The sequence below is a fragment of the Pseudogracilibacillus amylolyticus (SeqCode) genome (genome assembly GCF_051918545.1).
Lineage (GTDB): Bacteria > Bacillota > Bacilli > Bacillales > Amphibacillaceae > Pseudogracilibacillus.
This window is the reverse complement of sequence record NZ_JBPPZG010000074.1, coordinates 1-16,579: the sequence shown is the minus strand read 5'-3', so window position 1 is coordinate 16,579 and position 16,579 is coordinate 1. Positions and strand designations below refer to the sequence as shown.

Below are 16,579 nucleotides of genomic sequence, written 5' to 3'. Positions count from 1 at the left end.
ATTGTTTGAAAAGGTATGTTGGTTTGCTGCTATCTTTTGATAAATAGATTCCATTGGAAGTCCTCCATAAAAAAGACAACGAAGCAAACCCTTCATGTTTATTTCTAAAAAAGGAAATGCTTCAGAATTTAATTTATCCTATCACAAATTATATGGTTTGACAACCGATAAAGCAAAATGAGGATTGAAGAAATCCTTGACTTTCATGGGAAACGTTATGGTCGGGTGAAGATCACATTTTCTTTTGGCTACTTTCCTAATGATAAGTGGCAAAACTATCGTGAAAGTGAAGATAAACTGGTTTATAAATAAGTCTGCCTTCGTTGATCACACTACATTACCCAAGAAAGCAAGTCTGATTCCCTATGAAGCTATCAAAGAAATTTTGAGGCTTTTAGGTTCGCGGTTTAATCGTGATTCTCGCGGACTTTGGGCTTACCCGCTTCTAACGACAGAATCATTTGTCATTTCACAATCCTCTTGAATCATTTTTTCAGATATATCACCTACTTCCTACAGAACTGGCATTCCGCTCACAAACATATAGGCAATGCCAACCGAAGCCATACCCTAAATCGAGTACATTTTTATCTTAATAGGACGGGCATTAGTTTTTTAATATATGCCATTATCCAGTACTTCAAGCAGAGCGAGGCATTTGTTTATACTTTGTTAAAAATAACAAGAAAATTCTTTATACACAATTGACAAGAATAAATCTTTTAGTTAATATGTATATAAATAACGGTATTATATCCCGATAAACGGAATTTAATATTGTAAACACTTACATAGGAGGGGTTTATTTGAATAAAATAAAGGATAAAATGCAAACTGTTGATTTGCCGGTATTTTTGATTAGTGGTGGCTTATTGCTGCTATTTGTCCTCATGGGTTTCATTAATCAAAATTTAGTAACGGACATTGTCAATACATCATTTGCTTTTTCCTCCAAATATTTTGGTGGATTATATCAAATTCTTTTGATAGGTACATTTTTGATCGCATTAGTTTTGGGTTTTTCCAAATATGGAAGGATTAAGCTTGGGAAAATGGAAAAACCTGAAATAGGTACTTTTGAATGGATTTCTATTATAATGACAACATTGCTTGCTGCTGGCGGAGTGTTTTGGGCAGCTGCCGAACCTTTAAGTCATTTTATAAATACACCACCTCTTTTTGATGGAATTGAATCTGGTTCAGAAGAGGCAGTAATTCCCGCACTTGCAACCAGTTTTGTAGACTGGGGATTTCTGGCTTGGGCTGTGCTAGGTACACTTGGGACTATAGTGTTGATGCATGCGCACTATCATAAAGGTGCACCCCTTAAACCAAGAACTTTATTGTATCCATTTTTTGGGGAACGTATTTTTAAGAAAAGTGTACTCGGCACATTGGTAGATTCTTTTTGTATTATTTCAGTTGCCGCGGGGACTATCGGACCGATTGGGTTTCTTGGGTTGCAAGCAAGTTACGGAATAAGTGCATTAACTAATCTTCCCAATACGTTATTTATACAAATTACGATTATCATATTATTAGTTGTTGGTGCGGCAATATCAGCCGCTACAGGGATTCATCGTGGTATTCAGTATTTAAGCAGTTTTAATGTAATACTAGCCTTATTTTTAATTGTAGTAGTGTTGTTAATCGGGCCAGCTTTATTTATTTTTAACTCTTATATAGATTCTTTTGCATTATATATTCAAAATTTTTTTACGTTAAGTTCCCATCGTGGGGACGAAGCATGGTTAAGTGGGTGGACAATCTTTTTCTTTGCATGGTTTATTGGATATGGACCAATGATGGCCGTCTTTGTTGCTAGAATTTCCCGTGGTCGTACGATACGTCAGCTAGTTACGTCTGTTGCAGTAATTGCGCCGATCATTACTACCTTCTGGTTCACCGTAGTAGGAGGAACAGGCATTTTTCAAGAAATTGCAACGCCCGGATCTGTTTCGACTGCATTGGATAGTAATGGGCCGCCAGCCGCTATGATAGCAATCACAGAACAATTGCCATTTGGCACCATATTAGGATTTCTATTCTTACTTGCTACGATTATCTTTGTTTTAACAACTACCGATTCTATGTCTTTGACTATGTCCGTAGCAATTACTGGAAGTGGCGATCCATCAAGGTTATTGCGCGTTTTCTGGGCTTTATTGATGGGAGCGGTTGCAGTTCTGTTGATAACAATAGGAGAAGATAGTGTCGATTCTTTGCAATCCTTTATTGTGGTCACTGCTGTACCTGTATCTATATTACTACTGACCACTTTTTGGAGTGCACCAAAGGCCTGTAAGCAATTGGCTGAAGAACAGGGTATTACAGCGTCTAGTTTAACAGATAAACGAATAATGGAGTTGAACGAGAAAAAAAATTCTATTTAAATACATCAGAAATAAGCATTCACAGTGGGGAGGGGAACAAATTGATGGTTTTAAAACGAAACAGTCATAAATTGCGTCCTGCTTCGGAAGTAATGAAGATGGAGAGAATTGGAGCATTTCGTCTAACAAGTTTAAGTTTTTCGCGTATTTTACTGCGTCATATGTTCCGAGAGAATTGGGAGATTGATCGAACCGAATTTAATATGGGTAAAGAAGGATATGGGCATGCCATATATCGTATCGATACACCCAGACATACGTTTTCTTTTGTTGCCATTTCTACCAAGATAAAGGATGAAGAGCGTAGTGATCGCGTTATTTCCAAGAAGTGGGATATTACCTTTGCACTATGCGAAGGAATAATAACAGAAGAAAAACTTATAAATCTTAAAAAGGAACTCCCAAAACAAGAGGCTGGGAGGGCTGATGCATTTGATTTGGTTTGGTCAAGGGCGAATAAAAGTAATCGTGTTTTTGGTTATATTATAGAGTGTCTCGTGAATGGTGAACAGCCTGATCCCAGAATATTGAATGAAGTAGGTTACCTGTTACGAACAACGGCTGTTTATGGGAATGGTAAATTTGGTCTTGCACCATACGAGAAAATAAAAGAGAATCATCCTTTTAGTGGCCCTTTTCAAGCTCAAATGTTCGCGGTATACATGCTTCGTCATTTTAGTTTTGATTTGGTAGAACACATTGCATCACAAAAAAATAAAAATGCTGCAAAACTTCATTCAGAAATAAAACGATTTATCGGAACAGGTAATGCAACTGGACTCGGGATGGCTCCGTTTTTGATTGCTCACCCCAGGCTTGTTCATCAATGGATATACATTAGAGAAAAAGCTATTGCCAAGGTGAAAGATATTAATCCTTCTTATGATGATTTACTTCTTATGAACCAATGGCTGGATCGTGTTTCTGAATACTTTGAGGAATCCAGACTTATCGATAGGGAGATTTTTATAAATCCGAGGGCTTTGGCAAAACAGAGCAGGTACATTAAGCAAATTATTTTGGATTACATGGATACAGATATATTGATAAATGGCAAATCGGATAAAATATGGTATGACCTGCTCCAATTTGCAGCGCAAAAGGTTTCGATTGAAATGCAAGAATTACTTCATACGATTCTTCTTGAACTTTATATAGACGATATAATCGATTTAGAAAAATGTATGAATGTAACAGAAACTTATCAAATTGAGCCACGGATGACAATAGGAAACCTAAGGCATCTAATAGAAGATCAATATCAGTGGGTTTATCAGTATGATTTCACCGATTCAAATGAAAAATACTATTTTTGGTATCGATCTGAAGATAAAGAAGAGCCACGACTAGGCGTTCGGGGACAAGAGCCAGGTGAAGAATGGGAAATGCCAATGAATATTGCAGAGCAAGTGCAAGAATTAAGTCTTGCGCTCGAAGGAGTTTCATCAGATACAATGGTAGCAACATATATTCTTAAATATCCGCAATATAAGGGTATTATCCAGCGCATCCAATCTCTGGAAGGTTATGAATATGGAGAAATTCGAGCCAATTTGCTTAGTAAGGATCTAATACCAGTACATTTGCTTCGATGCAAGCTATCTTTTTTTGGTGCTGAAAGATTCAATCCTAAGTCAAATCGTTGGGTAAGAATAACATTATTTCAAGGTGCGCCCCTCGTAGAAGAGATTGGTCAGCCATTTCAGGATAATTGGGTATTTCCATCATTACCAAAAAGGAAGGGGATCTGGAATGAAACAGCAACAGGATATGATCATCATTGATGCATTGGAATTAAGCAATTGGAATAGAGAATTCTTACATTTATTAAAAAAAGGTGGTGTCACCTGTGTTCATGCCTGTTGTGGCATATGGGAAAACGCCAGAGAAACATTAAGTAAAATAGGTGAATGGCATCGTTTTTTTAAAGAAAATGATGATATTGTCACTCAGGTATTGGTTGGTGAAGATATTTCCAAAGCGAAGGCAGAAGGTAAAGTTGGTGTCATCTTAGGTACGCAGAATACCTCTGCTCTAGAAGATGAACTATCAATGGTATCTGTTTTTAACCAACTGGGAATTAAAGTTATGCAGTTGACATACAACAATCAAAACTTAGTAGGAAGTAGCTGTTATGAGGAAAAAGATACTGGATTATCCCGATATGGTAAGCTGGTGGTTAAGGAAATGAATCGTGTAGGCATGACGATTGACCTTTCTCATGTTGGAGAACAGACAACACTTGATGCGATTGAAGTATCCGAACGACCTGTCGCCATCACCCATGCTAATCCTGATTGGATCTATCCAAGCAAACGTAATAAATCAAAAAAAGTTTTGCGAGCTTTAAGAGATAATGGTGGCGTCATCGGTCTCTGCGCTTATCCTCATCTTATCAACGGCAAAGACACAACATTGGAGGAGTTTTCCGATTTAATTATACAGACAGTGGAGTTCATGGGCATTGATCAGGTCGGAATCGGTACAGACATGACATTAAATATGTCTGTTGATTTCTTGCATTGGATGCGGATGGGAAGATGGACACATGAAGTGGATTATGGAGCAGGGTCTAAAAATAATCCCTCATGGCCTGAATGGCCTTCTTGGTTTCAAACTCCGGCGGATTTCCCTAATATTATTACAGGTCTTAGGAAAAAGGGGATGTCGGAAGAAGAAATAGCCAAAATAATGGGTGGAAACTGGCATCGTTTCTTCACGGATAATTTTAAGACTAAGTTGGAGGTGAAAGAGTGCGTGTCTCCTATGTAGAATTATTCATTCACTGTAAAAAAGTATTTCGTGCTTGTGGAATTCCATATGGATGTGCAGATGATGGAGCCGAGGTAGTCGCTTGGAGTGAATTTATTGGACTCAAAGGAATGAAAGTATTAGAAAAAGAAATACCTAAGCTACATGCCTCTGGCATGAAGGAAGTGACACTGCTCTCGGAAAAGGATGGCTTATTCCAATTTGATGGTCATCACATGAGTGCAATCGTTCTTGGCAAATTAATGGCAGATTTTGCCCTGGGGATAGCGGAAACTAGGGATACTGTCCGAATTCATCTTCAAAACACAACCAGGTCACGTCTTCTTGCGCAACCGGCGCACTATATAGCATTAAGAGGCAAAGGTTGTCTCATAAATTATAAATCGGATGCAGGTAATACAATGTGGATTCTTTCTACGCCAGAGATTGGCTATCCTGTTTTCGCTGAAGGAGAAAGAGCGGAAGAAATAATGCAGCAATATCTTACTGATAAACTTAAAAAATATGAAACGATAAATATGAAGGGAGAAGAATTCTGGCTTGTGTGTACAACGGATACAAAATTTATTAACGCCTGTGTAAGGAAATTGAGACAGGCAACAGAAAATGGGGCAGTAAGGTTAACGGAGTCCTTGCAATTGAAGGCTAGATTTGAAAAGGCATTTAATAACGGTGCCAAAATTGATATGGATATATGGGAAAAGCTCGATAAGACCGGACAGAAGACACTTGTAAAAAACACAGAGCAGTCCCAATTGTATGGAACAGGGGAACACGCACCATCAATCAAATAGATATTAATAAACGATTAGGAGGAGTAATAATGACGATAACGACAGTTACAACTTTAAAAAATTTTGTAGGTGGGGAATGGGTCAAACCTACGGGGAAAGAGCGCAGAGAAGGGGTCAATCCTGCGAATATAAAAAACGTTGTATCTTCTTTTTGTTTGTCTACTTCTGAGGATACATCGAACGCAATCGATGTTGCAGCGGAATCATTTCAGACTTGGAAAAATACAACTGCACCCCAGCGTGGAGACTATTTATATAAAATTGCAGATTTAATGGAAGAGAAAAAAGAAGAATTAGCAAAAACAATCGTACTTGAAGAAGGCAAGACATATAATGATGCTGCTAAAGAAGTAATATATGCAGCCGGTATTGTGAGATTTTACGCAGGTGAGTGCCGTCGTATGAAAGGTACAATAGTAGAGGCAGACATGCCAGGAATCCAGGTTGAAACCAAACCCGAACCATTGGGTGTAGTATTGGTAGTCACACCATGGAATTTTCCGTTGTCTATACCTGCGTGGAAGACAGCACCAGCCATTGCCAGCGGTAATACAGTTGTTTTGAAAGCCTCCTCGGAAACACCATTAACTGCTATGAAGTTCATGGAAATTATCGAGCTTGCTGGTGTTCCGAAAGGAGTTGTAAACTTTGTCATTGCAAAAGGTGAATTGGTTCCCGAGATGATTCATCATGAAGCAGTAAAAGCAGTAACTTTTACGGGTTCTACACCAGTAGGAAAGAAGATTTACGCGGAGGCGGCAAAGGACATGAAACGTTGCCTTCTTGAAATGGGAGGAAAAAATCCATTGATTGTAATGGATGATGCAGACATTGATGAGGCTGTACAGATAGCTGCAGCAGGTGCATATGGCCAGACTGGGCAAGCTTGTACGGCAACAGGGAGGGTTATTGTTCATGAAAAAATTGCGAAAGAATTTACAGATAAACTAGTTTCAAAAACAAAAGCATTGAAAATTGGTAATGGCATGCAAGAAGGAATCGATATAGGTCCTCATGTGAACGAATCAGAGCGTAACTCTACACTGAAATTGATTCAAAGTGCAGTAAACGAAGGGGCAACAATTCTCGCAGGAGGCGGCATACCTGAAGGAGAACAATACCAAAATGGTTATTTTGTTGAACCAACTGTTATTACTGGAGTAAATACATCGATGACCATATCACAGAAAGAAGTATTCGGTCCAGTCAATAGTATTATAGAAGTAAGTGATATCGACGAAGCAATTAAAGTTGCAAACGATGTGGATTATGGTCTATCCTCCGCGATATGTACGAAAAATATAGAGTATATGAATAAAGCGCTGGAAGGAATTGAAGCCGGTATTGTAAAAGTTAATTTGACTACAACAGGTACGTTTTTTCATGCACCATTTGGAGGGTATAAACAATCCAGTACGGGCACATATAAAGAATTAGGCAGTGAGGCTATAGATTTTTACTGTCAGTATAAAACACGTTATATTAAGTTCAATTAACCCTAATAACAGGTATAAATAACAGACAGCAATTGGCGGTATCTTTTGAGCGCCTTTTGCTGTTTTTACTAAAATGTTTATATAATAGAAGTTAAGGTCAACTTATAATTTTATTAGGGGTGGATTGTAATGAAAACAAAAACGGATGTCTCTTTGACAGTTTTAAGAGCTATAAAGGTATTAAATCATTTAAAAGAAACGTCAAGTCCCCAAAGTATTAGTTTTATCAGTAAAGACTTAAATCTTTCCTCCACTATTGTCCATCGTTTGTTAACTACATTGAAGATGGAGGGATTTGTTATTCAGGATGCACAGTCGAAACTTTATTCACTTGGTCCTGTGTTTTTAGATTATGCCAATAAAATAATGACAGAGCTCCCTTTTGCTTCTATTATAAAACCATGGCTTATAAAGTTGCGTAATAAAACAGGAGAGACTGCTGGATTCTACATCCCTAATGGAGATAATCGTTTATGTGTCATGGAGTATGAAAGTCAACAGGAAATAAGGAGATCTGTCGGTGTTGGCACCCAGTTACCAATACATGCTGGAGCAACAGGTAGGGCAATTCTTTCCTTCCAGTCGGAACAAAGCAAGGATAAAATTTTAAAAAACATGAATGAAAAGGATAAAGTTTATTTGCAAAAGAAAATGAAAGAAACGAAAATCAAAGGGTATGCGACGAGTGTGGAGGAAATTACCGAAAAAGTGACCGCGATTTCTGCTCCAGTATTCGACTCCCAAAAAAGAGTTATAGGCGCAATATCAGTTTCAGGTCCATCATTTCGTTTCAATGAGGAAAACATGGAAGAACTTATATCTTATTTGCTTTATACTACTAAGGAAACTTCAAAATCATTTATTTGATAGTTTGAATGAATATCATACTGATGTTTGTTGTACTGCTTGAAGCAGGCGATAGCCCCGTGTCGCCAAAGAACTTCAGGTTACAACGAATCCCTCGTATCGTTGACTTTTACGAGGGATTCGTTTTTGATTTAATAATTCCATGTTAATACGTCAAACTAGTACCAGGCCCGACCGGAATTCCGAGCACATACCAAAGGACGAAAAAGACAATCCAACAAAGCAAAATTGCGATGGAATACGGTAGCATCAAAGAAATCACGGTACCGACGCCATTTTGTTTCCCGTACCTTTGCGCAAATGCAACGACGAGCGGGAAGAACGGCATTAAAGGAGAAATAATATTCGCCGCCGAGTCCCCAATCCTGTAAGCGACTTGGGTGACCTCAGGGGAAATCCCCATTGGCATGAACATCGGCACAAAAACAGGTGCCATACCAGCAAAAGAAAAGGATAGATTAAATAAAGCAACCGTTTCCTCCATGGTCGTGAAGATAATTGATGAATCATTTATTTATGAAATAGGTTCAGGACAATCCAGCGGAGGCGAAAACCAGTTATGCTGCATATTAATCATTTGACTGTGTTTTCGATTGGTAACGATTTGGGAGTTAATTATATTTTTGGTGTTCTAACTGATTTAAACAATCCATGTGATTTAAAAGTTAATAGATAAGGTACCCGAGGATAGATATGGTATCTTGGGATTGGTGTTGGCGTTCCCGGAATTATCGACAAAAATGGCAAGATATTTTTGCGCCAAATTTAGATTGGCATCAGGCAGACTTGAAACACATGATTGAAGCCCAATTTCAAGTACCGGTCGAAATTGAGAATGAAGCAAATGTCGGTTCGCATGGTGAACGGCTTATACGAAACAGGTAAAGGAATCACCTATTTAATCTACATTAGTATAGGTATTGGAATTGGAATTGGAACAGAAATTATCATTGACAACCGGCTTTATACTAGCTTTTGTTACGACTGTCCAATTTACCATCAATTTTGTATTTTTAGTGAAACATAAAAATGGGCAGCCTTCATCATGAAGACCGCCTTTTTCACCTTATTCCGCTGCTCTAAGTAACACTGCCAACTTTACTCATACTTCACAAGTTTTGAAATAAGATCCCTTCACTCAAATAACTACCTCGGTCTACGCGCTTGCACATTTGGTAAACTCGGAAAGGGTTGGTGAGGCTCGACTTGGTACCAGTATGCCACGGATGATACATCGTCAGAACGCTCATATAGTTTGATATCATCATTTCCAATTTGTTGTAACGTAACTTTTAGTTTATTATTGAAACGTATCGGGTCAGGTATATGCCATCTATAGAGACCATGCATTGGAAGTGCATCGTTTCCAAATCCATGAGTGGGAATAGCATCTTTTTTAGGAAAGTTATCCCTTGTGTGGTCTTTAGTAGACTGAAATGCATACCCTAGAAATGGCGTATTATAAGTAGATGATGTTATCGTCCCGTCTGACTGCTTCTTATGGAACGCCCAAGAACCACCAAAGTAATCCTCCGTACCGGTTCCGCAAATCGTTGGATAATGTTGATCGTCATCAATAAAGAATTTAAATTCTCCTTCTCCCCACCAATAACGTTCAAGGGCTGTAAGTGCCAAATAGGTACCAACATAATGACCTTTTCCTTTTATACTATCTATCACTGTATAATCAATGCCTTTTTTAGTGATTTCTTCTCTTCTCCACTGCGCATGGAAATATGCTGCATTCTCATCGATATCATCAGAAAGACTATAATTTATGGTATAAAAGAATGCTTCAATATCGCCTTGATGTTCATTGGTAATCGTTATTTTGGCATTTTTACGGAAGGGCATTGGAAAATAACAGTTCATTCCTCCGGACGGATTAACTACAATCGGAAAAGAATTTAAATCACATCGTGTACCAAACCCGTTACAAAAGAAATCACCAATTGGAACTTCCACAGACGGCGTTTGCTCATTATCCCAGTACATTCTTAACACGATGTCCCGCAATACAAAACTCCCGTATGGCGTAGCATCTGTAACTGTCATCCACATATGTCTAATTGTCCCTGGTCCTTTTATGTCAGCAAGAGTTGCAGTCTCCCCACTTTTTAACGCTATTTTGGGATTTCCTTTTCTGCTTGGACCTAGTAAACTGCCTTCCCTCCCCCCTTTCCCCTTTTCCCCTGTAGGATTTTCCGGATTAATTGAGCGTGTTTCTTCATTCGTAACCTTCTCTATCCCATTCAAATAAAACATCGTAATTCTTCCTTTCCATTTATCATTTATTAATTAACCTTTAACGGCACCACCAGTAAGGCCGGAAACAATTGATTTCCTGAATATAATAGTCAATATTACAATCGGGAACATGGCAACCACAGAGCCGGCAAATATGGTTCCATAAGGTATCGAAAAAGGACCATTGAATAATGCAATACCTACCGAAACTGTTCGCATGGAGGGATCCGGATTAATAATTAAAGCCAAGAAAAATTCAATCCAGGTTGCGATATACGTAAAAATTCCTGCTGTAAATAGACCCGGCTTAATTAATGGCAGGTAAATTTTTAAAAACGTATAAAAAGTTGAGGCACCATCAATTCGGGCACTTTCTAATAAATCAGTTGGAATTTGGACAAAATAATTCCGTAAAAGCCAAATAGAAAAAGGTAAATTAAATGCAATATAAGGGATAATTAAACCCGTATATGTATTTAGTAAACCAAAGCTATTCAGCATAATATATAGCGCAGGGGCTACAGTCACCGGTGGAAACATAGATAAAACCAACAAACCTGCCATCATTGGATACTTTTTAGGCAATGGTAATTTCGCAATCGCAAAAGCTGCCATACTGGAAAAAACCAGAACCAAAATGGTTGCTGTAATAGATACAAGTACACTGTTCATGAGATTTGTTAAAAAATCATAATCCAGTAATGCTTCCCGGTAATTTTCCAATGTCCAAGACTTAGGTAATAGATTAGGCGGATATGACCCAAGTTCCGTTTGTGGTTTAAATGATGTCATAATAAGCCAATAAAAGGGCAAAATAATAATAAGCAAAAAAACAATCAATACAACATAACGAAAAAATGATGATTTAGCCATCTAATCCTCTCCTTTCACAATAGAACGAATCAGAGGATAAAAAATCAGCGACAAAACAATGATGAAACAAACGGTGCTTACTGAAATGGCGGATCCCAAACCAAAATTAAGATTCTGAAACAATGATTTTTGGGCAAGCATGGCTACCGGTTGCGTAGCATTTCCTGGTCCACCTTCCGTCAAAACAAAGGGAAGATCAAACACTCCAAATGCTTGCAATAACCGAAATACGATGGAAACCGCAATACTCCCTTTGATCGCCGGCAAGGTTATTTTCCAAAATGTTTGCCAGCGATTAGCTCCATCAATGGCAGCAGCCTCATACTGATCTTTTGGAACCATTTGTAACCCAGATAAAATAATAATCACAACAAAAGGCGTTGTTTTCCAAACTTCAGCAGCCAGTATGCTGATGATGGCGGTACCTGGAGTTGCCAGCCAAGCCACCGGAGAATTAATAACTCCCAATATTTCAAAGATATAATTGGAAATTCCATAGACCCCATTATAAATATAGGACCACATTTGCCCCGATACCACTGTTATTAATGCCCAGGGAATCAGCATAATGACCAAGGATACATTCATTAAACGTTTCACTTTATTAATCGCCAACGCAATGAACAAACCAAAAATAATTTCTAGCGAAACAGAAATAAAGGAAAAATAGAAAGTAAACCAAATACTGCTCCAATAGGTTGAGCTAGTGAAAATCTCCAGGTAATTTTTTATTCCGGTAAAAGTAAAATCATACCCTTGTTTCGTAATATCCACTTTGCTCAAACTCATGCGTAACGTATCAAATATTGGGTAGAACATGACTCCTGCTAACACTAGAAAAGCTGGAAGTACCATAAGATACCCTGTACGGTTGTATCTCCATGACGTTCTTAATGAATTCCTCATATTTTTCGCTTGCATAAACACTCACCTCCCAAATAGTTACTACAATCCTGAGCGATCAGCAGAACGCATTTGCTTTTCCATTTGAACCAGTACATCGTTTACCCTCTTATCTGATGACAACAATTTGTTTACATTCATATACATCCCTTCTGATAAAACATTATAATTAGGCGTTTTCGGCCGTGGTGTTGCTTTGGCATCCTGATAGATATCCAATATTTCGTATTTCTTTAGCAGCTCGGGATCTTGTTGAACATGTATATTCGTAGGTATAACTTGATCCCCTAAAATCATTTTTTGCGCTTCTTCGCTAGTTAGATAATCCATAAAAGCCAGTGAAGCTTCAAGATTTTCTGTATGTGGATTAATAAATATATTCCAGCCGGATTGTGTCGTGTTTGAATCCCCATCTTCAAATGCGGGTAAAGCAGTGACACCTACTGCATCAGACATTTCCGAGGATTCAGAGTCAATTAGTTGCCCATAATAACTCACCCAATTTCTTAAAAAGGCCGCCGATCCCGAACTAAACGTGTTTGTCGCTTCATCTTCATGGAAAGTCGTAACAGCACCAGGCGATGCCCCACTACTTATAAGGCTTTGCATAAACGTTAATGCATGTTTCGCCTCAGGTGTATTAATATTTACTTGCCCATTTTCATCAAACACATCTCCATTTGCAGCATGTAGATACTCTAAAAAATTAGTTGTTAATCCCTCATAAGATGCACCTTGCCAAACAAACCCATATTTCACATCCCCATTTTTCTGTAAATCAGCTGAAGCTTTTCTCAAGTCCTCCCATGTTTCGGGAACTGGTATATTTTCTTTTTCCACAATGTCTTTCCTATAATATAAAACTCCTATATTGTCATATAATGGGGCACCATAGATTCCACCCTGATAAGTAGCTGATTCAACCAAACCTTTGGGGAACCTTTTCCAGAAGCTTTTAGGCATTATTTTCGATAGATCCAAGGCCATATTAGCGTTACCAAATTGCGCCGGCCAGTTTGAATCACCACTATAAATGTCTGGAGTTGAGCTTTGTCCCCCTATAGTTGTCGCATAATATGTTTGTGATTCATTTGTCGTTGAAGGCGCTTCTTGCAATACAACATTTACATCCGGATATTTTTCTTCAAATCCATCAATTAACCTTTTTCTTAACCCAAGACCAGAAAGTTGACCACTGGACCATACAATTGTTCCTTTTGGGTTAGAATAATCTACCTCATGATCTATATCAAAATTATTCACGGATCCATCACTGCTTTTATTTGAACCACAGCCTGTACATACAAATACCAAAATGAATAGCAGTAAAATAATCAGTTTACTCTTCATGGAGTAACCTCCTTGTTCAAATTACGTGGAATGTTCTGAATTTAAACGTTTAACTTTTTAAATGAAAAATTAACACCCGCATGATTCACTTATAAGCACTTTATTTTTTAACTCTTCATGCCGAACGCTCTCCTCCTTATTCATTAACATGTTTATCGCTTCTATTCCCATTTGTTTGACAGGTTGCTCAATCGTCGTTATTTTCGGTCGTACAAATTCCATCCAAGGCTCCGTATCCATGCCCACAACTGCAATATCATCAGGAATTTTCAAACCTCTTTTTTCAAATGTCCTAAAAGCCCCCAATAGCATATTATTATTGGTAATAAAAATAGCCTCCAGATCATTATTGTTTTCAATAAGTTTTTTTGTTGCCCCTTCCGCTCCTTCAACACTACCATCACAGTCCATCATTTGAGATCGCTTGATGTTAATACCAGCTTCATTTAAAGCAATTTCATAACCTCTTTTCCTTTCTGACATAGTTGAAATATCCGAGTATGCATTAATTAAACCAATATTTTTGTATCGATGTTCATTAATTAAGTGGCTGACAATTTGTTTTGAACTTTCCATATTATTTGTTGTAACCAATGGACATTTATAGTCATCAATCCAACGGTCAATGAATACGATGGGAATGTCCTGATATTTCTTAATCTCTTCTTTTGTCCACCCCTCCGCTGGTGCCATGATGATTCCTTCAACCCTTTTGGCAATAAGCGAATCAAGCAGTTCTTTCTGGGACTGGAAATTTTCATCGGTACTTCCTACAACGATTTTAATTTGTTTTAAACTTGCTTGTTCTTCTACTCCATTTAGAATTTCAGTAAAAAAGGAATTATAACCAACAGTCAATACCCCAACCAAACCACTTTTTCCTGCTTTTAACTGTCGGGCAGCTTCATGGGGAATATACCCTAATACTTCAACAGCTTTTAACACCTTTTCTCTTGTCCGTTTGGTAACAGGTTTTGTGCCGTTTAGTACATTTGAAACCGTGGCAGTTGATAAACCACAATATTTACTGACATCGTTTAATGTTATTTTCATCTTCATACTATCACTACCTTGGGATCTGTTTACAGACATAATTTAAACGTTTAACTTTTGTTTCAAAAAAAATATATACTTAGTTTCACCAATGGAAAGCTTATGTATTTTTTCGAAAGCAATGAACCATTGGATGATTGAATAATTGATAATGTTAATAATAATATTTTTGATAACTAAATGCAACCCCTTTCATTGAAATTCAGCTATGAAGAGTAAATTTTGTTAGCGGTCTTCAGCTGTATAAAATGGCGGAATTAATTATTGAATATTGAATAAATTAGTTTCTCTTATTTTTTTGCTAAAAAGCCAAGCCAATTTTTCAATAAAAATTTTTTAAAAATAGGTTATCCACATGTGAATAATTTTTTCTTTTTATCACAACCTTTGTTATAATAAGCTTGTTAGGTAAACCGAACCTGTATTGGTTTAGTTAATTGTTGAATATCCTCGTCTGTTATCTTGCGGGTGCGAATCGCTTCTAACAGGATCGAGGATATTTCTTTTGCTGTCTTTTTAAAGTGTTTTAGTGCTTTGCTTCCACTCTCAAATAACTGCATTAAGATACCTGCAATCTGTGTTAGAAGGTAATGATTCTTCATCGCTGCATAATTACGACTACTGGCATGTTCGATATGATACCGAATATTCTTTTGATGATTAAAGCCCTGGTTTTCAATCTTCCATCGGCTTCGGCCTACACCTACCAAATGATGCGCATTTCGCTTCGTAACCTTGATATTGGTGATGAATGTAAAGGTCTTTTTCTCCTGATCGACCATAAGGTTATATTCCAGTACGTTCAATTTTCTATCTCGATACGTAATATCGTTCACCCAGCACATGTCTCCCGATAAATTATCCATCGTTTTAATATCCTGAAATTCTTTAGCAACACTTTTGATTCTACCTTCCTTAAATCGTATCATGTACTTCCACTTACACTCATCACACTGGTGAAATACGCCTTCACAGGCATAAAGGCTATCGACCAAAATGCATATGGGCAAACGCTTGAATGTTTGTTTGATCTTTTTTGCCAAGCGATAAAAGGCGTTTAACTCGCAATCTTGTTTCGGTACATCCTCCGATTCATTTTCGATAAACTCCGAAGCGATGCTCAAAACCATATCGCCAACGACCAGCTTGGCTTCTAAGACATGATGCATGTATACCGTGGTCTTCTCACCCGTTTCCTTGTCGGTATATTCTCGTCTCAAGCAATGATCACAATGCTTTTCGCGGAAACTAAACAGTCCTGTACCATCGATGATAATCCCCCAATACTTCCCATTTATTCGATATGGATCGAAACATCTTTTGGCTAGTAGTTGTTTGATCATATAGGTGCGGACTTTTTCCAGTTCTTCAGGATCAAGCCTGGATAAAAAGTCATTAATGGTGTCGTAATGGGGCAGCTCCTCTAATTCGCTGCATCCCAATATCTTTTGAACATTATGGATACATTCATCTTTATTTAATTGATCGGTCATACTTCGCATACTTTTTAAATTAAAGACATTTTTTAGGATTGTCATCATGAGAAGGATATCACTATTATAGGTGATATAGCTCTGATGCCTTGGATCATGGACTGTGTTAAATTTCTCATCTAAATCTTTAAAAAAGTGTTTCTTAATTTTTTCCAGTTCGAAAAAATAATTGGTATCTTTTTCGCGTTCTCGTCTTTCTTTTCTCGTTACCATATTTCAATCCCCCAAAATGTACGAAATCATTGGTATATATGACCTTATTATCCCATATTTAGTACATTTTGGGTTAATATTTGTAGGAAATTATCGCGAAGAATTTTTACTCTTCATGGCTGGTA

The 16,579-nt window shown here is 37.7% G+C and carries 15 protein-coding genes; 8 read left to right on the top strand and 7 right to left on the bottom strand.

Annotated elements, in window-relative coordinates:
- Positions 1-806: 806 nt before the first annotated feature.
- The 6 genes from ACPYKA_RS10045 (at position 807) to ACPYKA_RS10020 (ending at position 8,322) form a co-directional block, all read left to right on the top strand.
- Entirely contained in the window at positions 807-2,393 is a 1,587-nt protein-coding gene (locus ACPYKA_RS10045; protein WP_479542160.1) for a BCCT family transporter, read from the top strand.
- 44 nt (positions 2,394-2,437) lie between these two features.
- On the top strand, positions 2,438-4,177 hold the full coding sequence (locus ACPYKA_RS10040) for a hypothetical protein (RefSeq protein WP_479542162.1): 1,740 nt from the start codon (positions 2,438-2,440) through the stop codon (positions 4,175-4,177).
- Positions 4,146-5,165, top strand: a complete 1,020-nt coding sequence (locus tag ACPYKA_RS10035) for a membrane dipeptidase (protein WP_479542159.1) — start codon at positions 4,146-4,148, stop codon at positions 5,163-5,165. Before ACPYKA_RS10040 ends, ACPYKA_RS10035 begins: the two co-directional genes overlap by 32 nt.
- The gene (locus tag ACPYKA_RS10030) at positions 5,147-5,959 is read left to right on the top strand and encodes a DUF3726 domain-containing protein (RefSeq protein ID WP_479542158.1); all 813 of its coding nucleotides are present in this window, start codon (positions 5,147-5,149) and stop codon (positions 5,957-5,959) included. Before ACPYKA_RS10035 ends, ACPYKA_RS10030 begins: the two co-directional genes overlap by 19 nt.
- Before the next feature lie 29 nt (positions 5,960-5,988).
- Positions 5,989-7,455: an aldehyde dehydrogenase family protein gene (locus ACPYKA_RS10025; protein WP_479542157.1), complete on the top strand. Its 1,467-nt coding sequence runs from the start codon at positions 5,989-5,991 to the stop codon at positions 7,453-7,455.
- A 129-nt stretch (positions 7,456-7,584) separates the two neighbouring features.
- Positions 7,585-8,322: an IclR family transcriptional regulator gene (locus ACPYKA_RS10020; RefSeq protein ID WP_479542156.1), complete on the top strand. Its 738-nt coding sequence runs from the start codon at positions 7,585-7,587 to the stop codon at positions 8,320-8,322.
- Positions 8,323-8,467: 145 nt separating this feature from the next.
- Here ACPYKA_RS10020 and ACPYKA_RS10015 read toward each other — a convergent pair whose 3' ends face one another.
- Positions 8,468-8,725, bottom strand: a complete 258-nt coding sequence (locus ACPYKA_RS10015; protein WP_479542161.1) for an AbgT family transporter — start codon at positions 8,723-8,725, stop codon at positions 8,468-8,470.
- Between the two features lie 4 nt (positions 8,726-8,729).
- Between ACPYKA_RS10015 and ACPYKA_RS10010 the strand changes: the two genes are divergently transcribed.
- On the top strand, positions 8,730-8,903 hold the full coding sequence (locus ACPYKA_RS10010) for a hypothetical protein (RefSeq protein WP_479542163.1): 174 nt from the start codon (positions 8,730-8,732) through the stop codon (positions 8,901-8,903).
- A 112-nt stretch (positions 8,904-9,015) separates the two neighbouring features.
- Positions 9,016-9,207 (top strand): ROK family protein, encoded by a 192-nt coding sequence (locus ACPYKA_RS10005; protein ID WP_479542155.1) that lies wholly within the window; start codon positions 9,016-9,018, stop codon positions 9,205-9,207.
- Positions 9,208-9,468: 261 nt separating this feature from the next.
- On the opposite strand, the gene ACPYKA_RS10000 is transcribed toward ACPYKA_RS10005, so the two are convergent.
- From ACPYKA_RS10000 to ACPYKA_RS09975, 6 genes are all read right to left on the bottom strand, one after another.
- On the bottom strand, positions 9,469-10,587 hold the full coding sequence (locus tag ACPYKA_RS10000) for a glycoside hydrolase family 172 protein (protein WP_479542154.1): 1,119 nt from the start codon (positions 10,585-10,587) through the stop codon (positions 9,469-9,471).
- A gap of 33 nt (positions 10,588-10,620) precedes the next feature.
- On the bottom strand, positions 10,621-11,442 hold the full coding sequence (locus ACPYKA_RS09995) for a carbohydrate ABC transporter permease (protein WP_479542153.1): 822 nt from the start codon (positions 11,440-11,442) through the stop codon (positions 10,621-10,623).
- The gene (locus ACPYKA_RS09990) at positions 11,443-12,363 is read right to left on the bottom strand and encodes a carbohydrate ABC transporter permease (protein ID WP_479542152.1); all 921 of its coding nucleotides are present in this window, start codon (positions 12,361-12,363) and stop codon (positions 11,443-11,445) included.
- A gap of 24 nt (positions 12,364-12,387) precedes the next feature.
- On the bottom strand, positions 12,388-13,695 hold the full coding sequence (locus tag ACPYKA_RS09985; protein WP_479542151.1) for an ABC transporter substrate-binding protein: 1,308 nt from the start codon (positions 13,693-13,695) through the stop codon (positions 12,388-12,390).
- Positions 13,696-13,764: 69 nt separating this feature from the next.
- Positions 13,765-14,754 (bottom strand): LacI family DNA-binding transcriptional regulator, encoded by a 990-nt coding sequence (locus ACPYKA_RS09980; protein ID WP_479542150.1) that lies wholly within the window; start codon positions 14,752-14,754, stop codon positions 13,765-13,767.
- Between the two features lie 398 nt (positions 14,755-15,152).
- Positions 15,153-16,454, bottom strand: coding sequence for a transposase (locus ACPYKA_RS09975; protein ID WP_479542149.1), 1,302 nt, complete (start codon positions 16,452-16,454; stop codon positions 15,153-15,155).
- Positions 16,455-16,579 lie beyond the last annotated feature (125 nt).